This is a genomic window from Pseudovibrio sp. Ad13 (assembly GCF_001623225.1).
In the GTDB taxonomy this organism is placed as follows: Bacteria; Pseudomonadota; Alphaproteobacteria; order Rhizobiales; family Stappiaceae; genus Pseudovibrio.
Genome location: NZ_LMCC01000015.1, coordinates 123,549 through 145,357, shown reverse-complemented (window position 1 = coordinate 145,357; position 21,809 = coordinate 123,549). Strand labels below are relative to the sequence as shown.

16 protein-coding genes and 7 tRNA genes are annotated in these 21,809 nt (G+C 50.9%); 15 read left to right on the top strand and 8 right to left on the bottom strand.

Annotated elements, in window-relative coordinates; translation table 11 throughout:
- Nucleotides 1-22 precede the first annotated feature (22 nt).
- The 3 genes from PsAD13_RS17830 to PsAD13_RS17820 all read right to left on the bottom strand — a co-directional run bounded on the left by PsAD13_RS17830 (nt 23) and on the right by PsAD13_RS17820 (nt 3,650).
- On the bottom strand, nt 23-1,726 hold the full coding sequence (locus tag PsAD13_RS17830) for a protein kinase (protein ID WP_063319024.1): 1,704 nt from the start codon (nt 1,724-1,726) through the stop codon (nt 23-25).
- A gap of 171 nt (nt 1,727-1,897) precedes the next feature.
- Nucleotides 1,898-3,070 carry a protein kinase gene (locus PsAD13_RS17825; RefSeq protein WP_208986764.1) on the bottom strand — a complete coding sequence of 391 codons (1,173 nt, stop codon included), beginning with the start codon at nt 3,068-3,070 and terminating at the stop codon, nt 1,898-1,900.
- Nucleotides 3,071-3,200: 130 nt separating this feature from the next.
- A complete protein-coding gene (locus tag PsAD13_RS17820) occupies nt 3,201-3,650 on the bottom strand; it encodes a type III secretion system chaperone (RefSeq protein WP_208986755.1) in 450 nt (149 codons plus the stop codon).
- 210 nt (nt 3,651-3,860) lie between these two features.
- Between PsAD13_RS17820 and PsAD13_RS17815 the strand changes: the two genes are divergently transcribed.
- The 11 genes from PsAD13_RS17815 (at nt 3,861) to PsAD13_RS17755 (ending at nt 15,021) form a co-directional block, all read left to right on the top strand.
- The gene (locus PsAD13_RS17815; RefSeq protein WP_244275184.1) at nt 3,861-5,381 is read left to right on the top strand and encodes an NAD(P)H-hydrate dehydratase; all 1,521 of its coding nucleotides are present in this window, start codon (nt 3,861-3,863) and stop codon (nt 5,379-5,381) included.
- A gap of 199 nt (nt 5,382-5,580) precedes the next feature.
- Nucleotides 5,581-5,940, top strand: a complete 360-nt coding sequence (locus PsAD13_RS17810; RefSeq protein WP_063289035.1) for a hypothetical protein — start codon at nt 5,581-5,583, stop codon at nt 5,938-5,940.
- A gap of 201 nt (nt 5,941-6,141) precedes the next feature.
- A tRNA-Leu gene (locus tag PsAD13_RS17805) sits at nt 6,142-6,224 on the top strand.
- 233 nt (nt 6,225-6,457) lie between these two features.
- Nucleotides 6,458-7,804, top strand: coding sequence for a trigger factor (tig, locus tag PsAD13_RS17800; protein WP_063292446.1), 1,347 nt, complete (start codon nt 6,458-6,460; stop codon nt 7,802-7,804).
- Between the two features lie 348 nt (nt 7,805-8,152).
- Nucleotides 8,153-8,788, top strand: a complete 636-nt coding sequence (gene clpP / locus PsAD13_RS17795; protein WP_063289033.1) for an ATP-dependent Clp endopeptidase proteolytic subunit ClpP — start codon at nt 8,153-8,155, stop codon at nt 8,786-8,788.
- Nucleotides 8,789-9,045: 257 nt separating this feature from the next.
- Nucleotides 9,046-10,311: an ATP-dependent Clp protease ATP-binding subunit ClpX gene (clpX, locus tag PsAD13_RS17790; protein WP_057461785.1), complete on the top strand. Its 1,266-nt coding sequence runs from the start codon at nt 9,046-9,048 to the stop codon at nt 10,309-10,311.
- A gap of 460 nt (nt 10,312-10,771) precedes the next feature.
- Nucleotides 10,772-13,201: an endopeptidase La gene (lon, locus tag PsAD13_RS17780; protein ID WP_063289030.1), complete on the top strand. Its 2,430-nt coding sequence runs from the start codon at nt 10,772-10,774 to the stop codon at nt 13,199-13,201.
- Between the two features lie 191 nt (nt 13,202-13,392).
- Nucleotides 13,393-13,668 (top strand): HU family DNA-binding protein, encoded by a 276-nt coding sequence (locus PsAD13_RS17775; protein WP_008546789.1) that lies wholly within the window; start codon nt 13,393-13,395, stop codon nt 13,666-13,668.
- A 256-nt stretch (nt 13,669-13,924) separates the two neighbouring features.
- Nucleotides 13,925-14,000 (top strand) — tRNA-Val (locus tag PsAD13_RS17765).
- A 32-nt stretch (nt 14,001-14,032) separates the two neighbouring features.
- Nucleotides 14,033-14,108, top strand: a tRNA-Val gene (locus tag PsAD13_RS17760).
- Nucleotides 14,109-14,538: 430 nt separating this feature from the next.
- A complete protein-coding gene (locus tag PsAD13_RS17755) occupies nt 14,539-15,021 on the top strand; it encodes a hypothetical protein (RefSeq protein ID WP_057461782.1) in 483 nt (160 codons plus the stop codon).
- Between the two features lie 92 nt (nt 15,022-15,113).
- Here PsAD13_RS17755 and PsAD13_RS17750 read toward each other — a convergent pair whose 3' ends face one another.
- The 5 genes from PsAD13_RS17750 to PsAD13_RS17730 form a co-directional block, all read right to left on the bottom strand.
- Nucleotides 15,114-16,316: a peptidoglycan-binding domain-containing protein gene (locus PsAD13_RS17750; RefSeq protein ID WP_063319020.1), complete on the bottom strand. Its 1,203-nt coding sequence runs from the start codon at nt 16,314-16,316 to the stop codon at nt 15,114-15,116.
- Nucleotides 16,317-16,821: 505 nt separating this feature from the next.
- The gene (locus tag PsAD13_RS17745; protein WP_153040918.1) at nt 16,822-17,439 is read right to left on the bottom strand and encodes a hypothetical protein; all 618 of its coding nucleotides are present in this window, start codon (nt 17,437-17,439) and stop codon (nt 16,822-16,824) included.
- 14 nt (nt 17,440-17,453) lie between these two features.
- The gene (locus PsAD13_RS17740) at nt 17,454-17,855 is read right to left on the bottom strand and encodes a peptidoglycan-binding domain-containing protein (RefSeq protein WP_193777068.1); all 402 of its coding nucleotides are present in this window, start codon (nt 17,853-17,855) and stop codon (nt 17,454-17,456) included.
- A gap of 384 nt (nt 17,856-18,239) precedes the next feature.
- Nucleotides 18,240-19,502 (bottom strand): hypothetical protein, encoded by a 1,263-nt coding sequence (locus tag PsAD13_RS17735; protein ID WP_063319017.1) that lies wholly within the window; start codon nt 19,500-19,502, stop codon nt 18,240-18,242.
- Between the two features lie 178 nt (nt 19,503-19,680).
- Nucleotides 19,681-20,799: a peptidoglycan-binding domain-containing protein gene (locus tag PsAD13_RS17730; RefSeq protein WP_063319016.1), complete on the bottom strand. Its 1,119-nt coding sequence runs from the start codon at nt 20,797-20,799 to the stop codon at nt 19,681-19,683.
- A gap of 380 nt (nt 20,800-21,179) precedes the next feature.
- Between PsAD13_RS17730 and PsAD13_RS17725 the strand changes: the two genes are divergently transcribed.
- The 4 genes from PsAD13_RS17725 to PsAD13_RS17710 all read left to right on the top strand — a co-directional run bounded on the left by PsAD13_RS17725 (nt 21,180) and on the right by PsAD13_RS17710 (nt 21,639).
- A tRNA-Asp gene (locus tag PsAD13_RS17725) sits at nt 21,180-21,256 on the top strand.
- A 60-nt stretch (nt 21,257-21,316) separates the two neighbouring features.
- A tRNA-Asp gene (locus PsAD13_RS17720) sits at nt 21,317-21,393 on the top strand.
- A 45-nt stretch (nt 21,394-21,438) separates the two neighbouring features.
- Nucleotides 21,439-21,515 (top strand) — tRNA-Asp (locus PsAD13_RS17715).
- Between the two features lie 47 nt (nt 21,516-21,562).
- Nucleotides 21,563-21,639, top strand: a tRNA-Asp gene (locus PsAD13_RS17710).
- Nucleotides 21,640-21,809 lie beyond the last annotated feature (170 nt).

The following is a 21,809-nucleotide window of genomic DNA, read 5'->3' as shown; positions in this document are numbered from 1 at the left end:
TCGTATGAAGCTAGCTTTTATCCTATGCAGATTTGGAGCTGGTTTGCTGCATGATGTAGTCGAGGACTTTTTTCGCTTCGTCCGGTTGCAGGAGCGGATCCTGTAAAAACTGGCTTTGCTGCATATCATCCAGGCTGCTTCTCTTCTTCGGATCGATCTGCATGGAATTGTTTACGAAGCGGGTGTACGCAGACTCGTAACTCTCGTTGTAATAACCAGGCTCTCCAGCCAGATCAGGATCATCTGTTGGCGTGAGGGCTTTCTCCGGGCTGGTTTCTTCGCCGGTTTGAGATTTTGAGTTGCTTAGTTTGCGCACAACATGGAGAGCGAATGCATAAGGGCTGTCGCAATCCGGCGCGCCCAGAAGATTGGCTTCACCTTCACCTCCGCCATATACCATCTGGCCAATGGCATAACCGTCCTGTTTATCGTCCAGGCGGTCACGATCCTCTGCGTCTTTGAAGGCGGCGGCGATGGCTTCCGGGCTGGAATACTCCGGAGTGCCGAAGTCCAGTGGATCTTCTCCGATGGTGCCTGCAAAACCAAAATCAGCGATCTTGAGGGATTGGCTGTTCTTGTCGAACAGGATGTTGCCTCCTTTGATGTCGTTGTGACTGATACCTGCCGCGTTGACATGCTTCAGACCGTCAATCGCTTCATTCGCCATGAATTGTAAGGCGCCCCAATATTGAGAGTGACTGAGCTTGTTCTCTTGGAGGAGTTCTTCGGCGCCTTCGAAAAGGTCACCTGCTTCACAGCCTTCCACATATTCCATAGCAAGGCCGGTTTCGCCGTCGATCTCGTGTATTCCGTAGCACTGTACAACGTTCTTGTGCGGGCCGGCGGCCATCAGCTTCCCGTAGATCTGAGCTTCTTTTTGCAGGGCGTCTTTGCCTTTTTGTGACCGCGCGGTCTTGAACGCAATGGACTTTCCGCTTTTTTCGTCCGTGTACAAGCTCACTTCTCCGAATGATCCTGCACCCAGTCGTTTGGCGCGTTTGAGATTGTCGGAGGGGAGAGCCATTGTTGCTGGTGCTTCCGTGCTTTCTTCATCCTCGGAGAAGCTTGGCTCATTGACACTGCTGACTGTGAACCTGTTGGTGGGGGAAGCTGTGGGCGCTGGTGATTGCTCCAACTCATCTTCTGAGGGGCTGTCCTCGTCCACATTGCTGACTTCAAACCGGTTTGCGGCGGGCTGTGGTTGTTCCGGCTCTGTGTCGCTCTCTTCATCCTCTGAGAAGCTTGGCTCGTCGACGCTGCTGACTGTGAACCTGTTGGTGGGGGAAGCTGTGGGTGTTGGTGGTTGCTCCAACTCATCTTCTGAGGGGCTGTCCTCGTCTACATTGCTGACTTCAAACCGGCTTGCGGCGGGCTGAGGTTGTTCCGGCTCTGTGTCGCTTTCTTCATCCTCTGAGAAGCTTGGTTCGCTGACGCTGCTGACTGTGAACCTGTTGACGGGTGGGACTGCGGTGACTGGTGGTTGCTCCAGCTCGTTATCGCTCTCCTCGTCTTCTGAGGAGCTGATTTCTTCGACGTCGCTGACGGTGAACCGGCTGCTGGTGGCCATGTGGGGATGGTTGAAATCGGGTTCTGTCTGGCCGTCCTCTGCTGAACTCTCACTCAGGCCCAGCAGGATGATGACATTGTCTGCCCACGCGCTGATCTGGGCATCCTGAGTTGATGGATCATTCGACGGGTTCTGAAGAGGGCGAGGCGACTTTGTCATATTACAGGTCTTGAGCTGTTTGCGATCGTTTGCTCACTCCACTGTAAACAGAGGCGATGTTGTTAAGGTGTATCGAAATGGAGGGATGTGATTAAAATGTCCCTGAAGGTGCGCAGCAAAAAAGCCGACCACGAGGCCGGCTTTTTGATGGTTATCATTGCAAGGAGCAGATCAGGTGTGTTGCATGAGAGCTGCGAGTTCTGCCTTGTGGTCTTCTTCCATTTTGGTCATGAGGCCTGAGATCACCTGACGGGCTTCGTCTGGCTGACATAAAGGGTCAGAGATGAAGTTGGTCTTCAGGAGCTCTTCTGCGGTGCCACGTACATCGATGTCCAGCAGGGTTGAGATATTGACGAACTCAACATAAGCAGTTTCGCCGCCCTTGCCGAAATGGCCCGGTGTGCCTGCAACGGCTGGGTCATCGGCCTGATTGAGCGCCTGATACTCAATGGTCTCGCCGCGGCGTTCGATATCTCGAAGTTTGGAATGCATTGCAAAGCCAAGTGCAGCTGGTTCACCAGTATTTTGTGCACCAAATAAATTCTCGGTATGTTCGCCTGCGCGGTAGGTCATCTGACCAACGGCGAAGGTGTCCTGCTTCTCATTGGCGCGTGGTTTGTCTCCATCTTTGTGTGGAAGAGACAAAAGAGCTTCCGGAGCTGAATGGTCCGGAGTGCCAATAGTGACAGGATCAATGCCGATTTTTGCAGCGCTGCCAAAGTCGACGATTTTAATCGCCTGACTTTCCTTGTCATAAAGGAGGTTGCCACACTTTATGTCGCTGTGGCTGATGCCTGCCTGTGCCAGATGGTGCACGCCGCTCAAAACGTCGCGCATAATGAACTGCACGGTGCCCCAGTACTGGGAATGGCTGAGCTTGTTGTTTGTGTAAAGCTTTTCGGCAGTGGTGAAGAGCTTGCCTGCTTCGTAGCCTTCCACATGCTCAAGGGCGAGGCCCTGTACGCCCTGAACTTCGACGATGCCCATGCTTTTGACGATATTATCGTGAGGACCGATCTGGGCAAGTTTGCCGTAGACCTGTGCTTCTTGCTGCAGGGCCTGCCAACCGGCTTCGGTGCTTGCGACTTTAAATGCGAAGGACTTGCCGTCCTGATTGACAAGATAGACTTCACCATTGGCACCAGCACCAAGGCGCCTGGCATTTTGCTCAAGCGCGGTGCGGTCTGCTTCAAAAGGGGCGGTTGCCTCCTGCGTTACACTTTCTGAAATGGTTTGGCTCGGTGGCTTTATCCGGTTTGCGAGCGTTTCAGTTGAAGCGGTGTCGAGGGGCTTCGTATTGCTTGTTGTTGGCGGTGTTGAGCCCTTTTGGGTCTCAACAGACACGCCGCGCGCTTCCAACTTCTCTGATTTTTTTGGCGCAGAGTTTTGTTGTGCACTTACGTCGTTCTGGAGTTGGCTCTGATCAACTGGAGTATGCTTGGGAGAGTTGACGGAATGCATGGGTGAGAGACCTTTACAGGCGAATAGACGTCGTGCTCCAGTCCGGTTCTACGGCTTTGGAGGTTTGGGTGGATTTCGTTTCAGAAAGCCGTGCGCATACCTGCTCGCGAATTTGCATCAGGTTGACCAGTGTGTTCTCTAGTGCAAGGTCATCTGTGAACCGGAGTGTGGCCTGAGCATTCAGTTGCAAGTCACCAGATTGAGACAGTCCGAGGAACGCTCCGCGGAGGAGGTCCACATCCTGATTGAGCTCCAAAGCCGCCTTCAGTGTATTTTTATCTTCTGCAGGAAGGAGGCTGGTGCTTATATAAATGAGATCCGAGCTTTCATTGAGTTCGACCGACCAACGACTTCCGTTTGCTTCTTCAATAAGAAATAGTCCAGTATCAGGCTGGGTGGTCATACCCAGACGTCGTGCGAAAGCAGTCATTAGCTGGTCGTAGTGGGCTCGTCTCTCGTGCATGTTTTCGTAGTTTTCCCAAAGTGGTGCGCTGGTATCAACATTTACTCAGGAAGTGCCTCTTAAATCTGTGCCTTTTAGCACTAGCTTATGTTTTGTGATTTTTCGTGATCGAAAAAACGTCGCGGCAGCTGGGTAATGATGAACCAATTTCTTAGGGATAATGGGTAATAAATTTCTCAGAGCCTGACGAATAGGGAAATGGAGAGCTTTATGCATGAGTTATTGACACCATTGCAGATGAAGAAGGCAGATCGCCTGACCATCGAGGGTGGCTTTCCCGGTATTGAGTTGATGCATAATGCGGGCAAGGCTGTGTTTGAGGTGATGCGCCAGATTCTGCATCCCTATTCGCGGGTTCTTGTGTTCTGCGGCCCGGGAAACAACGGCGGAGACGGCTTTGTTGTTGCGCAGCTAGCGGACAATGAGGGCTTTAATGTTTCTGTCGGGCTGGTGTGTGACCCGGAAACTCTCGAAGGCGATGCGGAGCTTGCCTATGATGAGATGGATCTTGATTTAACCTCAATGGATAACATGCGGGCCGCGCTGGAAGAGCTGGGTGAGGACGACGTTGTTGTTGATGCCTTGTTTGGTGCGGGCCTCTCTCGACCTTTAGATGATGAAGTTCTGGCGCTTGTGCAGCACATCAATGACAGTCCGGCGCAATGTGTCGCAGTTGATCTGCCCTCCGGTGTGAGTGGCCGCAGCGGCGCTGTGCTGGGTGAGGCTGTGCATGCAGATATGACAGTGACGTTCTTTCGTGCCAAGCCGGGGCACTACCTTTATCCGGGCCGGGGACATTGCGGTGAGATCGTTATTGAGCAGATCGGGCTGGAGGATGCTGTCTTAGAGAAGATTGGGCCAACCGCTTTTTACAACTGCGACAAGATTTGGGGAGATCTTCCCGATCAGCCGGCTGTGGCAGGGCATAAATATAACAGGGGGCACACTGTTGTTGTGAGTGGTCCCAAGTTTGCCACTGGTGCCAGCCGTCTTGCTGCGCTGGGCGCACAGCGGGCGGGCAGCGGGCTTGTGACTGTGGTGGCGCGGGAACAGGCGGCTCTGGTCCATGCAGCACATCTGACGAGTATCATGATCCGCCCGGCTGAACGTATTGCCGACTTTGAGCGTATTTTGGAAGACGAGCGGCTCAACTCCGTGGTGATCGGACCGGCAGCCGGTATTGGCCGCGAGACACAGGAGCGGGTTGCTGAGTGCCTTTCCGGAGCGCGCGGTGTGGTTCTGGATGCGGATGCGCTTTCGTCCTTTGAGGAAAAGCCGGAGCACTTGTTTGCCTACATTGCGGATTCTGACTGCGCTGGGCGTGTTGTGCTCACACCTCATGAGGGTGAGTTCCGGCGTTTGTTTCCTGATTTGTATGATCCCACGTCCACGGATTGCAAAGTGGAGCGCACCAAGAAGGCAGCGAAACAGGCTGGTGCTGTGGTTGTGTTGAAGGGGGCGGATACGGTGATTGCAGACCCTGAAGGTCATGTGTCCATCAATGCCAGTGGCACGCCCTGGCTTGCAACAGCAGGGTCTGGTGACGTGCTGGCGGGTGTGATTGCCGGATATCTGGCGCAAGGACTTGGTGGCTATGAGGCCGCTACGAAAGGTGTTTGGGTGCATGGCCGGGCCGCTGAAATTGCCGGAGCCGGACTTATTGCGGAAGATCTGGTTTCGCATATCCCGGATGTGCTCACCGAGCTGGTTCAATTTTTGGGTGATTTTTAAAGCTTCCCCGCCCAAGGGATGGGTTTACCCTCTGAGATATCTGGTGGGAATCATCAATATTTGTGATAATTAATCTACGAAACGTCATGCGTATCATTTATTGAGACAAGCAATGCGATAGGCAGACGAGAGAAGGGGGAGGGTTGCGCGTAAAACGTGTGATCGTCTTCGCCTTCGGGACGATATTACGGATATTCTTATGAGCAAGACGACACAGCACTCTGCAGCACTCCGCCAGATCATCGAGGCGCTGGCACCGTTTAAAGACCATGATGCTAAAATGCAGGTCTCGACGGTTTTGACATTGCTTGAAATTGCCGTTCATCAGGAGGAGGGGGTGACGATCCATCCTCATGGCCTTCAAAAGAAGATTGGTTACCAATCAGGAACCGCGACCCGCAATATCTATTACTGGTGCGAAGGGCACAAGGATGTGCGTGGCGGACATAACTATGCCCGTGTTGAGGCGGATAAAACGGATGGTCGCCGCCGGGAGTTGTATCTGACCGAAAAAGGCGCGGCTTTTATGCAGCGGGTTCTGACGCCACTTTGTGAGTGAGTGGAGTGGCTTGCTGACTGGCAATGCACGAGCCAGAAAAGAAAAAGGATGTGATGCGATCTCCTGCTTGAGAAATTGGCCCCGGATTGTCGTAATGCACAGTTTCATAGGTAGAAATGGCGTGGAAAACCGAGAACTGGGCATAAACAGCGTATTAGGTGGTTGACTTCTCTTAGGTTCCCATTTAGCTACCCCTCCAACGCGGCTGTGGCGAAATTGGTAGACGCACTAGATTTAGGTTCTAGCGGGAGACCGTGGGGGTTCGAGTCCCTCCAGCCGCACCATATCCCCGGTGATACGGTGCATAAATAAACGACCGTAGCTTATCGGAAACGGAAAAGTTGAGGGCGTTGTCGAGGTTCGGTTTATGCTCACCTTTTCGTCAGGCGGATAAGAGCTGAGGGATTTTCTCCCGAAGCGTTTTCCCCCCTTCGAAATTGGTGTTATGTTTACCGTGCTGGGACAAACCATATTGGTTTGTCGGTACGCGTCCTAAATCAAGGACGAAGCAAAGACCATGCAGGTATCAGAAACCCTGGCCGAGGGCCTAAAGCGCGAACTCAAAGTCGTTATCCCGGCGACGGATCTGGCGACCCGCCTCGATGAATATCTTAATGACATGAAGTCAAAGGTAAACATTAACGGCTTCCGTCCGGGTAAAGTTCCAGTTTCTCATCTCAAGAAAGTTCATGGCCGTCAGGCAATGGGTGAGCTGATCGGTAACCTGATCAACGAAACCACTGCTAAGACCATTGAAGAGCGCAAAGAAAAGCCAGCTCTTCAGCCAGAAATCGATCTTTCTGACGATGATGCTGAGAAAGTTTTGGCTGGTGAAGCAGATCTCGCTTACACCATCTCCTATGAAGTTCTGCCTCAGTTCGACATCGTAGATTTCTCTGCGATTGAACTTGAACGCCCAATCGTTGAAATTTCCGAAGACGAAGTTGACGAGCAGGTTAAGCAGATCGCAGAAAGCAACCGTCCATTTGAAGCGCGCGAAGAAGGTGCTGCTGCTGAAGACGGTGACCGCGTTACCATGCATTACCTCGGCAAGCTTGACGGCGAGCCATTTGAAGGTGGTGAAGATGAGAACGGTCAGCTGGTTCTGGGTTCTGGTCAGTTCATTCCTGGTTTTGAAGAGCAGATCGTTGGCCTGAAAATCGGTGACAAAAAAGTCATCGACGTGACCTTCCCTGAAGAATACGGCGCAGCAAACCTTGCTGGTCGCGCAGTTACCTTCGACATCGACGTTAAAGGCATTGAAGCTGCTGGCGAAGTTTCCATTGATGATGAAATGGCAACCAAGCTGGGTCTTGAATCCCTTGAGAAGCTGAAAGAAATCGTTCGTGGCCAGATTGAAAGCCAGTTCGGTGCAGCTACCCGTCAGAAAGTAAAGCGCGCTCTGCTGGACAAGCTGGACGAAGAGTACTCTTTCGAGCTGCCTGAGAAACTTCTGGAAACAGAATTTGACGGTGTCTGGAAGCAGGTTGAAGCTGACATGCAGCAGTCCGGTAAAACCTTCGAAGACGAAGAAACAACCGAAGACGAAGCTAAAGCTGAATACCGCAAGATCTCTGAGCGTCGCGTACGCCTTGGTCTGGTTCTTTCTGAAGTTGGTGAGCAGAACAAAGTTCAGGTTACCGACGAAGAAGTTCAGAAGGCTCTGTTCGACCGCGTTCGTCAGTTCCCAGGTCAGGAACAGCAGGTGTTCGAATTCTACAAGAACAACGAACAGGCTCTCGCTTCCTTGCGTGCCCCAATCTACGAAGAGAAGGTTGTGGACTACATTCTGGAACTCGCGAAAGTTTCCGACAAAGTTGTGTCTAAAGAAGAGTTGATGGCTCAGGACGAAGACGAAGCATAATTGTTGGGATTACCCAAGAATTTCGGAAAGGGGGTCTTGTGCCCCCTTTTTCTTTTTTGACATCTTGAATTTTGAGGTGGAAAGCCGAAATATCTGAAGCCGTCTTAAGTGCATAGGCCCAATGTGGTCTTTAAGCTCCCTTATAATTGGGATAAGACTATCGGGTCTTATGGAAACACTCCATAAACCTTGTGGCTTTACCTTTTGGCAAGTGCCTTTAAGACAAGGGCGACATCCCGTGGGTGGGCGTGGCGCTTTTTTCGACATAAGTTTCTTGCAGGCTTACCGGAATGCCGGATAAGTTACCGAGCTTTACGAAGCTTTCTGCATATTTAAAATGGATGACGCATGACCGATCCTGTTGAGTATTTCACGAACAGCCTGGTGCCAATGGTTGTAGAGCAAACCAACCGGGGTGAGCGGGCCTATGATATCTTCTCAAGGTTGCTGAAGGAACGTATTATCTTCCTGACCGGTCCTGTGGAAGATACTGTGGCTACACTGGTGTGTTCCCAGTTGCTTTATCTGGAAGCGGAAAACCCGAACAAAGAAATTGCACTTTATATCAATTCCCCGGGTGGTGTAGTGACCAGTGGTCTTGCTATTTATGACACTATGCAGTTTATCCGTCCGAAGATTTCAACTCTTTGTATCGGTCAGGCTGCAAGCATGGGTTCCCTGCTTTTGGCTGCTGGTGAAAAGGGTATGCGCTTTTCTTTGCCAAACAGCCGCGTCATGGTTCACCAGCCTTCCGGTGGTTTCCGCGGGCAGGCGGCAGACATTATGCTGCATGCACAGGAAATTCTGAAGCTGAAGCGTCGCCTCAATGAGATCTATGTTTCTCATACAGGTCAGACTCTTGACGCTGTTGAAGAAGCGCTTGAACGTGATAACTTTATGAGTGCAGATGCGGCGAAAGAGTTCGGTCTGATTGATAACGTTATCGAAAATCGCGAGAGCTTGAACGTTATCGAACCAGCTTAAAGCCGGTTTTATAAAGTAACTCGCGCGCAAGTTTTTTTAACAGGGAATGAACTTTGCGTGCGAGGCTTAAAGGAATGTTGATTATTGCGAGCCAAATATCGCATAAGAGAATGGCTATTAGTGATTTCCAAAGCTTCCCTCTGGAAGCGGAACACAAAACGCGATAAGTCAGTAGAACGTCGCGGCGAAAGTATCGCTGTCGAACTAAGAATTCTAACAGGGGCTGTGTCCCTTGAAACGATGCGGGGTTATATCTCATGAGCAAAGCCAGCGGCAGCGACAGCAAGAATACGCTTTACTGCTCGTTTTGCGGAAAAAGCCAGCATGAGGTCCGTAAGCTGATTGCGGGTCCGACCGTATTCATCTGCGATGAGTGCGTCGAACTCTGCATGGACATTATTCGCGAAGAAAACAAATCTTCGCTTGTGAAGTCTCGTGATGGGATTCCGACACCTCAGGAAATTCGTGGTGTTCTTGATGATTACGTGATTGGTCAGGGCCGAGCCAAAAAGGTTCTGTCTGTAGCGGTTCATAACCACTACAAGCGCCTGAATCATGCTTCCAAGAACAACGATGTTGAACTTGCTAAGTCCAACATCCTTCTGGTTGGTCCTACCGGATGTGGTAAAACCCATCTGGCACAAACGCTCGCCCGAATTCTGGATGTTCCGTTTACGATGGCTGACGCAACCACGCTGACTGAAGCGGGTTACGTTGGTGAAGACGTTGAAAATATTATTCTGAAGCTGCTTCAGTCCGCAGACTACAATGTTGAGCGTGCGCAGCGCGGTATTGTCTACATCGATGAGGTGGACAAAATTACCCGCAAGGCAGAAAACCCATCCATCACCCGTGACGTTTCTGGTGAAGGTGTTCAGCAGGCACTGCTGAAGATCATGGAGGGGACTGTTGCCTCTGTTCCGCCGCAAGGTGGTCGTAAGCATCCGCAGCAAGAATTCCTGCAGGTAGATACAACAAACATTTTGTTTATCTGCGGTGGTGCATTTGCTGGTCTGGATAAGATCATTTCTGACCGTGGTCGCAAAACCTCTATCGGCTTTGCTGCTTCCGTGCTTGCACCTGAAGATCGCAAGACCGGTGAGTTGTTCTCTGAGCTTGAGCCAGAAGATCTGCTGAAGTTTGGTCTTATTCCTGAGTTTGTTGGCCGTTTGCCGGTTATTGCAACTCTTGAAGATCTGGATGAAGACGCTTTGGTGTCCATCTTGAGTGAACCTAAGAATGCGCTTGTTGCGCAGTACCAGCGTTTGTTCGAAATGGAAAACGTAGAGCTGACCTTCCATGAAGACGCTCTGAAGGCAGTTGCCCGACGTGCGATTGAACGTAAGACCGGTGCTCGCGGACTGCGTTCTATTCTGGAAGCAATTCTGCTGGAAACCATGTACGAGCTTCCTGGCCTTAAGGGTGTGAAGGAAGTTGTGATTTCCGGTGAGGTGGTCGACGGTGATGCGCGTCCTTTGTACATTTACGAGGATCGTGCGGAGAATTCAGCAACCAGCGCGTAAGGCGATGGGGACTGATGAGCCAGTAGGCTTCGCTCACGGGTATTGAGTTTAATTTGGGCGGTAACTTCTTGAAAAAAGTGCCGCCCATTTTTTGTCTCATGTGTCTAGCATGATGATGCGTATGAGTGTTCTGCGTAAACGCGAACCAAGACCGGGAAGGATGGTGTTCCAGCTTAAGTGTGAGGACGATCAAACGGTGTTATACGCTCCTGATTGCAGGAAAAAAGCTTATAATATCAACAGATCGCTGAAAGACTTGGAAGCGGAGTGCTTGACACTTGGAGGCGGTGTCTCCACCTAATAGGTCGAGTTCGCAGCTTGGCGAATTTGTTTGTGCCCGTTTTGGGGCGAGTGAATTCGGCCCTCGAAATTCTACGAGTGCCCTAAGGGCCTTAGTCGATTTTTATGTTGCGCTTTTTCGTAGCTTTCGTTGGAAAGCTGCAATTTGAAAGGAATAGAGATGGCTGACAATGAAATGCGCCCGGAAGAAGAGACAGAAAACTCTGTTTTTCCTGTTCTCCCACTGCGCAACATCGTCGTATTCCCTCATATGATCGTGCCGCTGTTTGTAGGGCGCGAGAAATCGATCCGTGCTCTGGAAGAGGTGATGGAGTCTGACAAGCAGATTTTGCTTGCTACCCAGATGAACGAGGCGGATGACGATCCGGATACCGATCAGATTTACAAAGTCGGTACCCTTGCAACAGTTTTGCAGCTGCTGAAGCTGCCAGATAACACCGTAAAGGTTTTGGTTGAAGGTGGTGCACGTGCCGAAATCGGCAAGTTCACTGATCGCGAAGACCTTTATGAAGCAGAAGCTGTTATTCTTGATGAAGCTGGCGGTGACGAGGTTGAGGTCGAGGCTCTTGGCCGTTCAGTGATTTCCGAGTTCGAGAACTACGTGAAGCTGAACAAAAAGGTGTCTCCTGAGGTTCTCGGCGCCGTTAATCAGATTGACGACTTCTCGAAACTTGCTGATACCATTGCATCCCACCTTGCTGTGAAGATCCAGGACAAGCAGGAACTGCTTGGCACTGTGGCTGTCACCGACCGCCTTGAGAAGGTGCTGGGCATGATGGAGAGTGAGATCTCCGTTCTGCAGGTGGAAAAGCGCATCCGCTCCCGCGTGAAGCGCCAGATGGAGAAAACCCAGCGCGAGTACTATTTGAATGAGCAGATGAAGGCCATTCAGAAAGAACTCGGCGATGGTGAAGATGGCCGTGATGAACTTGCTGAGCTGGAAGAGCGCGTTGCCAAGACGAAGCTGTCCAAGGAAGCTCGCGAGAAGGCGAATGCTGAGCTGAAGAAGCTCAAGCAGATGAGCCCGATGTCTGCGGAAGCGACTGTGGTTCGCAACTACCTTGACTGGCTGATCGGCATTCCGTGGAGCAGGAAGTCCAAGGTTAAGCATGACCTGACGCTTGCCGAGAAGGTTCTGGATACCGACCACTTTGGCCTTGAGAAGGTCAAGGAACGCATTGTGGAGTACCTTGCAGTGCAGAAGCGCGCGAACAAGCTGCGCGGCCCTATCCTGTGTCTTGTTGGCCCTCCAGGCGTTGGTAAAACGTCTCTTGGTAAATCTATCGCGAAAGCAACCGGACGTGAATTTGTACGCATGTCTCTTGGTGGCGTGCGTGATGAGGCTGAAATTCGCGGTCACCGCCGCACTTACATCGGCTCCATGCCGGGTAAAGTCATTCAGTCCATGAAGAAAGCGAAGAAGTCCAACCCGCTGTTCCTGCTTGATGAGATCGACAAGATGGGCATGGATTTCCGTGGCGATCCGTCTTCCGCTCTGCTTGAGGTTCTTGACCCAGAGCAGAACGGCAGCTTCATGGATCACTACCTCGAAGTGGAATACGACCTATCCGACGTCATGTTTGTGACCACAGCCAATACGCTGAACATTCCGGGTCCACTGATGGACCGTATGGAGGTCATCCGTATTGCTGGTTACACTGAAGATGAGAAGATCGAGATCTGCCGTCGTCACCTGTTGCCGAAGGCTGTGAAGAACCACGGTCTGAAGGATGGTGAGTTCGAAGTGTCTGACGGCGCTTTGCAGAAGACCATCCGTCTTTACACCCGTGAAGCTGGTGTGCGTAACCTTGAGCGTGAGATGAGCACTCTGGCCCGTAAGGCTGTGAAGGACATTCTGGTCAACGACAAGAAGACCATCAAAGTGGATGAAGAGCTGATTGAGGAATACCTCGGTGTGCCTCGCTTCCGCTTCGGTCAGGTTGAAGATGAAGATCAGGTTGGTGTTGTCACCGGTCTGGCATGGACTGAGGTGGGCGGCGAGTTGCTGACCATTGAAGGTGTCATGATGCCAGGTAAGGGCAAGATGACCGTAACCGGCAACCTGCGCGATGTGATGAAAGAGTCCATCTCGGCTGCTGCCTCTTACGTTCGTTCCCGTTCAGAAGACTTCGGCATTGAGCCTCCGCTCTTCGAAAAGCGCGAACTGCATGTTCACGTTCCAGAAGGAGCTACTCCAAAGGATGGTCCATCTGCTGGTATCGCCATGGCGACAACTGTTATCTCCGTGATGACCGGTATTCCGGTTCGTCGTGATGTGGCGATGACAGGTGAGATCACACTGCGTGGCCGCGTGCTACCAATCGGTGGTCTGAAAGAGAAGCTTCTGGCTGCTCTTCGTGGTGGCATCAAGAAGGTTCTGATCCCAGCGGATAACGCGAAGGATCTGGCTGATATTCCTGACAATGTGAAGAATGAATTGGAAATTATTCCAGTCGCTCGCATGGACGAAGTGCTTGAACATGCTCTTGTTCGTATGCCTGAAGCCATCGAATGGAGCGAAGAGGAAGAAAAGTCCAGCTCTGAAGCACTGGTCAAAGATGACAAGGGTTCAGGGGTCGTCGCACACTGAACCAGAGCGTCTGCTTGTGGATACAAAAGCCTCGGACAAGTTCCGGGGCTTTTTTTGGTTGATACTACACAGAAAATGGCCGTTTTCTGCGGTTCGCGGCTTGATTTGAACGCAATTTCGCACGAATGTCCGATTCAGGAGTGCAGCGCGAATCTAAAGCATTCCCCACGTTATTTTAGAAAGGGACTGTCATGAACAAGAATGATCTGATCGGGGCCGTTGCGGAAAAAACTGGCTTGACCAAAGCACAGGCAGGCGAAGCAGTAGAAGCATCTTTCGAAGCAATCACTGAAACCCTGAAGAGCGGCGATGAAGTTCGGATCATCGGATTTGGCAACTTTTCCGTTTCCGCTCGTGCGGCAACTGAAGGCCGTAATCCACGCACAGGCGAAACCATTCAGATTCCGGCTTCCAAGACGCCGAAATTTAAAGCTGGTAAAGGCCTGAAGGACGCGGTCAACGCCTAATTGGGCTTGTTCGTTTTGGGTTTAAAAGTCCCTGTTGTTCATTGGAGCGGCAGGGGCTTTTTTTATGCGCTCATTTCTGATGGGTTGCCGGTTTTTTACTGTGACGACAAGCCTTTGTTTAATCAGGTAATTCACAGGATGGATGGCAGCTCCAAGTTTTTTGCTGGTAATGTCGTTTTTTTCAATCTCAGGCCTTGCCAAGGGTAGGGAGGGCGGCTAAATAGCTCCCCACGCCACACGGCGTACCACCCTGCGGGGGCGATTAGCTCAGTTGGTAGAGCGCTTCGTTTACACCGAAGATGTCGGGAGTTCGAGTCTCTCATCGCCCACCATTCTCTTTTGAGGATGTTCAACGCTCCAGGATGGGCGATTAGCTCAGTTGGTAGAGCGCTTCGTTTACACCGAAGATGTCGGGAGTTCGAGTCTCTCATCGCCCACCATTCCTCTTTGAGGATTTCAAGTCTCCCGGAGATCCGCGGAGGCTTTTTTGTTGTTTACTCTCCTGAAAATTACCGAGGACGGCGCTGTTAAGCTTAAGGCGGCGTTTCGGCAATTGGTTTCTCAAGGCTGTAGGGTAGGGTGCTAATCTGAGCAAAAACCAAAGGGTGATCTCAGGATCTTATAGCTAAGCTTGCTGCAATAGCCTGTGGAGCTTATTCGCTTAGCGTGCTCTCATTTCGTCAACTTTTTGAGAGCTGCTTTGCCCTTAAATGAGTGAAGTCCTGGTGTTCGGTTGGAAACAATCGTGTAGGACTTGCTCAAGAGCCGTTATTGCGCTGCTAAGTGTGCCGTAGATAACAGCTTGCATGACTGAGATCGTTTTTAACTCCGCGTGGCAATCAAGTATAACTACGTGGAGGCATGCGCCGTATGAGTGGTTCAAGTCATAAGCACCCTATCTGTCCGCCACTTGTGTGGCACACTCTGGTCACCATCCTTCTGGCAGGCATCGTTGCAGATGTGAGCTGGGAGATCTGGGCGCGCTATATCACGCCGTTCTGGGTTGGTGGTCCACTACAGCCAGCTGCACTTGTGCAGTCGGTCTTTGGTTTCAGAAGCCTTTTCTGGGCTGAAGTCATCCACGCCGTCGTTGGCGTCGTCTTTTATCCTATCGGATACCTCTATATTGCTCGTCCGCTGGCACGTGTGATCATTCCGCCGCTGCCATGGTGGGTTGTTGGTCTTTGCTATGGCGTTGGTCTTTGGGTGTTCGCGCTTTACATCATGGCGCACATTTTTGCTGGTCTTCCTCCGTTCCTCGGCTTCATTCAGCTGACATGGGCGTCTTTGGTTGGTCACATGATCTTTGGCTTCATGACCGCCCTGATCGTGCGCATTCGCCACGGTTGGTAACGGCAGTTTTAAGCTGAACTAAGAAAAGGCTCTGATATGAAAATATCAGAGCCTTTTTTGTGTCTAAGCCAGTTTTGGTTTTATGGGTGTTGTCAGAAGGTCAAGTCTTTGGTTTTCTCGGTCGTTGCACCGAAGATATCTGTCTTCTTATGGAGGGCGGATTGGATTGGTTTGGCTGAATAAAGCACAATATCCAATCTACTCGCCGGATCTTTATCGTCAATCTCGATTGCATAGAGGTAAGAGCATGACTTCGCTGCGGCTAAAAGTTGCTGCACTTCCCGTGGTGTCTTCAGTGTTGACAGAGCCAGAGATGAAGGGCTTTGCTGGTAGTTTGTGAGACAGTGGGCTGAGCTTGCCTGGATCATGTTGTTTTGATTGATGAGATTTGGATAAGCAGAGGCTATTCTATGTTCAATTTCTTTCCGCGGAACAGGTTCAATAAAATGAACGGAACGCTGGATTGCATAGACAGATCCGTCAATTGAACCGACGGTGATCTGATCTTTCAAACTTTTTGTTGTGCGGGTACAGCTCACAGTGCCAGTTTTAATCTGGCAGTTGGAATAACCTTTCTTTGTCAGATTTTCTGCTGTTCCGGCAAAAGGAGCGCCTGTGGTCATCCCGTGAATGCTTGGCATTTTTCCAGCGGTCTTCACAGGATCTTTTTTTCTTGCTTCCTTTGCTGGCTGGTCAGTTTTCTGAGGCTGTTTTTTCGAATTGAGGTTCGAAGTTTTTTCAACCAGAGCAGCAATCTCTACGTTTGTTAGTTTTCCTGTGGCGGGATGATTGAGGGAGGTTTGGAAGCGGGAGATCGCATTGCGCGTGTTTTTGCCCGGAATGCCATCGGGTTTCCCTGCGTTGTATCCAAGACTATTCAAACGAACCTGAATACCTCGAGTTTGAGGTGAACCGACCTTGCGTTGGTTTTGGGATGGCTTGCGTGTTTGGGTCTGTGCGGGTTGGTGACGGGGAGTGACCTGAGGGATTACAACGTGCGGCACTTCTATATAAACGTCCTCTACATAGATTTCGTCTACGTAGACCTCCTCCTCATAGAAGTCATCGTAGTCGTCGACATAGATATCTCCGTTGTCATCAACATAGAGGTCTGGTTCGTCTATATAGACTTCCTCCACGTAGACGTCATCGCTGATCGCTTCATCTGCCACAATTGCGCCCGCAACGCCGAGGCCAAGACCGAGCAGAAAATCTTCCTCACTGGCGCTTGACTGCGTGGTCAGCAGGCACAAGCTTGTTGTCGTAGCCAGTAGAAATTTTGTGGCAGTTTTCATCGCAGAATCCCTCATTGTTCTTGGTAAGGCATGCTTTGCTTTGCAGCTGCATGATTTCGTTTTCAGTTTTTGTCTTAAGTGTTTGTGATCGCGTTGGGTGTGCCGCAAGTGACTCGAATATTGGCAGAGCAGTGAATGCGTAGTGAGTGCTGCAGGAGGAGGGGCAATCCAAACGCAAGAAACTCCCCGAAGGGCTGATTTGACACGCAATTGTGAAATCAGATCTTGAGGAGTTTCTAATGCTGTTGCGCAGAGGGCCTATGTTTCCTGTTTGTGGAACTTTTGAAAGGCCTACAAAAGGAGACGCTTGTTGGCTGCTCCTGGTTTGGTTTGGAACATGCTGGTCTTCCAGCGTTCTTTGGCTTCATGACCGCCCTGATCGTACGCATTCGCCATGACTGGTGAGCTTCTTAAAGCTTTGATGCAAAATAAAAGGCAGCTTCCCTGAGGAAGCTGCCTTTTTTGTTTGGCTTGTGTCGTATTGGTGCTCAGCTTAGATGGAGCATTAGAAGGTCAAGTCTTGTGCTGGCTTTGAGGAAATCTGGAACGCACCCTTGCGGTTTTCAATCGCATCCTTGATTGGCTTGCTGCTGTAAAACACGAGGCGTATGCCACTCACAGTGTCTTCTCCAAAGACCTCCAGGCTGTGGTAGTCATTATAGTTGTCTGACAGCTGGCGCAGCGCTTCTGCGTTGGATGGTTTCTCCAGAGCCTGCTTCAGGAGCTCGCCGCTGTTGTTGACGTAAGTAATGCGACAGGTTTTATCCTGTGTGGCAGTCATATTCTCAAAATGCGTGAGCACCGGGTAGGCGTCCAGCAGCTTGCCCATGATTGCAGCGCGGGGAGCCGGGTTTTTGAAGCTGACTTCGCGTTGCAGGCCGTAGATGTTTTCATCCTGAGTAAGCACACTTACGGTTTCAGAGAGAGTGTCTTTCTCAAGTGAGCACACGGTCTTCGTTTCATCAACTGTGCACCCCTGATACCCGACTTTTTCCAGCAGGCCTTGCACGTCATGCTCAAAGCGCTCAACGGTCAGGCCGTGAATTGACGGAAGGTTGGCTGGGTCAAGAGCGAGGCGTTTGGAGGAGGTCACTGCGACTTGTGTTTCGTTCTTTGATGACACATTCGGAGTGACATTCACGACCTGGGCGTTGTTGGTTGTGTTTGCGCCGGGCGTAACAGGTATTGTGATGTTGATTTGCTGTTATCGAGCTTACCATTTGCATAAGCGCCGATGGAAATTTGGAATTGGCGTATGGCGTTGCGTGTGCGGCGGCCTGAAACGCCGTCTGGTGTGCCCACATCAAAGCCCAGCATGCTCAGGCGTAACTGGATGTCCTGTGTCTCTGCTGAAAAACTACTTCTTTTCCGTGTTGTTCGTTTCTGCGTCTGAGCTGGCGCATTCTTTTGGGCGCCATTTACAATAGCGCTACCAATAATGCCTGCACCGAGGCCGAAGATGAAATCCTCGGAGCCTGCACGGGCGGCGGTGGTGCTGATTGCTAAAGAGAGGCAGAGAGCAGAAGTAAGCTTAGTCATTTTGCGCATTTTGTTGCCTTGCACACTTATAAAATCAAAAGAAAGACGGGAAAGATCCGCTTGCAGCAAATTTATCTCAAACTCTAAAAAATGTAAGTTGAAATAAATTAATTATTTCACTCTTAGGTTGAGATTTTTAAATGCTGATATTTTTGGGTATGCGGGTAAAATCGATGCCTACCTGATGTTTCTTGTAAGCTTTCCATGAATGTACTTCATGCGAGAAGGTTTGTTTCAGGCAATGATTTAAGGTGTTGGCACTCTGAAAAGGCACTGAAGCAAACACCTAGAGACTTGTTGATGCACAAAAAAAAGCAGCTTCCTTGAAGAGGCTGCCTTCTTTGTCTGGTAGCTCTTGATTTGCCTTGATGGTTCAGGATTGAGCTACTTCACACCCCAGATGGTCAGTTTGACTTGTTGGTTTTCGCCGATGAGGGCTACGACGAAGTTTGCGTTGTAGTTCTGAATGGGGCGAAACTCAGCGATGGCGACGTCGTAGTATTTGCCGTTGATGCGGCCTGAGGTGTCTTTGTCATAGGTGGTGCCAGCGTGATCCCATAGGTGGACCTCCATTCGCTGTTTGCCGCGGTTTTTCGGGTTTCGTTTGCAGAAGGTGTCAAAGCCCAGGTGGCTGCTGACCAGATAGTTGCCATTGCCGATCACTTCTACGGCGACTTCCTTTGCGACGCCTCCGCTGCCCTGAAACTCACGCTCAGCCCTTCGGCGGAGGTACTGGGTGCCGTCGGTTCCAATATCCCATTCGATTAGCTTGCCACGCCCATGGGGTTCTTTATGAATGGTCTGGCCCAAACATTTATGCCCTGTTTTGAACTCGCTGGGGCCTTTGCTTGTTGATAGGGTGATCCATCGGCCATTCGGAGTGCCATCGGCAGCAGTAATTGCGGCTTTCTGAATTTGGCCCATGCTTACAAGTGTTGGTCCGCGTTCGATCACAGATGCGTTCTGGCGTTTGCGAAGGCGGGTAACTCTTAGTTTTCCATCACCATCGCGGAAGGCGAGGAGATTTGCAGTTCCGTCACTCATGGTGAGTTGGTCGGCGGAACCTAAGAAGTTGTACGTTCCTTTTTCGTCTAGTACTTTTTCCGGCGAATTATTGGCGTTTTTCAACTTGTAGGCTCTGGCAAACAAAGTGCCATTTTTGCGTTGAGCAACAACCATGGCAGCCGAACCGGAACTTGCAGAAGTGACTTCTGTCACCTCTGGTCCTGGAAGAAAACTACGATAAGTTATCGTGCCGTTTCCTGTGATCTTCCAGAGAATGACCCTGAGCTTGTTGCCTCCATCAATGACGGGCGTGATGAAGTGGGTGTCGTCGATCTTTGCGACGGAAACACTGCGCGCTTTGCCTCGATTGACCAGATCTACTGGTGTTGTGACATTGGACTGCCATGTAGAGATAACGAGATTATCTGCTGAGTCTGATGCGACGAGGATGTATCCAAGAGATCCGTTAGCATCATAGCTTGCCGCCTCAATTTCTTTGGCGAGAAACGGAAAGGTATAGGATGTCTTTTCATACGAGACGTGAGGTTTGAATTCTTCGAGTTTATGCAGTGCGGCTGAAAAGGCTGATGTTGCGCACAGACACAGTGCAGCCAGCAGGGCGAGCGCTTTTGCTTTGAACATTCTGGAGCTTCCAAAAGGACAAATTTGCGGGTGAGCAGAAATGAATTTTTGAGGCTACTTTAACTGTGTATGTAGCAGGAATAATCTCTCACTTGTGGGGAGTGAATCCTGACGAGGTTGGAGGCATCTGCTGTATTGGCCCCAAATTATCTGAGGCCAATACAAAGGCATAGGCTGATCAGAACTTTAGCTCATCCGCGGCTTCGGATTTGGTTTGGAAAATGCCGGTTTGCTCTTCCTCTGCGAGTTGGATGGGGTGACCGTCGTAGAGGGTGATGCGCATGGACTTGAGGTTGCGGGTGCCTTCTAGCTCAATGGCGTAGAAGTTGCGGCAGTTTTCGGTAAGTGTTAGAAGCGTTTCAGGGTCCGATGGATTGGCCTCTGCAGGTGCTAATAAACTAGCCCCATCGCCAGTGTGGTGCTCCAGGCAGGTTTTGGAGCTGGACGTTGCCATCTTTTTGAAGCGGGTGAGGTTTGGGTAGGCCTCTGCTAGCTTTGTAAGGACTGCAGATCTTGGGGCGGCGGTCTTGAATGTTACAGTGCGGCTCACTCCATAGATGACGTTTCCAACCTTATTGACGCTGACAGTTTCTTCGAGGTTTTTGGTCTCTTTCTTGCAGATGGTCAGTCCGGTTGTCTCTACACACTCTTCATAGCCTTCTGTTTTTAGAAAGCCTGCGGTTTCGTCACTGCGCATGCCAGTGATCAGTCCGTAAATGTTGGGTGGATTTTTAGGGTCCAGCGCAAGCTTGTTTTCTTTTGGGATTCTGACCGTTGCTTTTTCTGCCTCAGAGTACCCACCGGGATTGGATTGGGGCAGAGGTGGTTGAGCTGGTGTTGGCTGCGCCTGATCGATCTGGGTCTTCTGATAGCGCTTCTTTTGCGTGCGGGTGTAAAGCTCTTCTAATTGAGACTGTGTGAGCCGCCCGGTTGCCACGTAACCAAGGGTGCTTTGAAACCTGCCTATTGCGCGCAAGGTGCGCTTACCAGCTACGCCGTCAGGGAAACCGGCGTTGTAGCCCAGCAAGTTCAGGCGATACTGGACGTCTTTCAACTGAATGCGGCTGAGAGCCACTGTTTGCTGAGTTGGGATGCGGGGAATGCTGCGCGCCTGCTGCGATTGAGCGGTGACGACATGCGGGGTTGGTTGTTGAGCTGCGGTGTGATCAATGATCGTGTTTCCGATCGCTCTTACACCAAGCCCGATGATGAAGTCCCCCGTATCAGCCTGGGTGGATGAGGGGATTGCGACAGCTGCTGTTGCTGCAAGAGCAAGCGCTTTGAAAAATGTGCCCATAAAACCGGTCCTTGAAATGAATTGGACTGTCGACTTTTTTGTATTTTGATTGAGATGATTGTTCCTGACTTTATCGCAGGAGCCGCCCCGCGCTAAGTAGAATTACGAGATTTGACTTTTTTGAGGCGGTTTTCGAATTTTCATTGATGGCGAATAAGATTTTTTTCAGGGCTAGCCAAAAAGTCCTTGAGTCCAGAAGAGGATAAAATGGGTGATATGCAGTCCTGTTTTCCACATCTGAACGCATTTCGAGGCCAATTTTCACAGTGAAAACAAGTTATTCAGGAAAAACTCGCAAAGTCGATCCAACTTCGCTTGACTTGGACCCGCCCCCGCCGTAAATCAGCGCCACCAACAACGACACAACGTTGCTGACCCAAGCGGGTGTAGCTCAGTTGGTTAGAGTGCCGGCCTGTCACGCCGGAGGTCGCGGGTTCGAGTCCCGTCACTCGCGCCACTTTTCCTTAGGAGAAGCGGCGCAGGAAAGCAAAGTGTTGTTGAAGGTAGTTTGGATTGAGCGGGTGTAGCTCAGTTGGTTAGAGTGCCGGCCTGTCACGCCGGAGGTCGCGGGTTCGAGTCCCGTCACTCGCGCCACTTCCCTTGGGAAGAGGTGTTCAGTCCAAGCAAACTGTTATAGCTGCGGGTGTAGCTCAGTTGGTTAGAGTGCCGGCCTGTCACGCCGGAGGTCGCGGGTTCGAGTCCCGTCACTCGCGCCACTTCTCTTTGAGAAGTAGCTGCTATAACAAACATATAAATGAGAGTTGCGGGTGTAGCTCAGTTGGTTAGAGTGCCGGCCTGTCACGCCGGAGGTCGCGGGTTCGAGTCCCGTCACTCGCGCCACTTTCATTTACTACGAAAAGCACGGTGTTCGCTTTAAATAGCGCACCGTGCTTTCGTGTATTCTGGCTCATCTTCTCTGAGCTTTATTGCATTATCTGCCCATGTCTTTTGCCAAAGCTTTGCTGTCTTATAATTAGGGTAGGGGAGCTGTCTTAAATCGCGGATTTAGC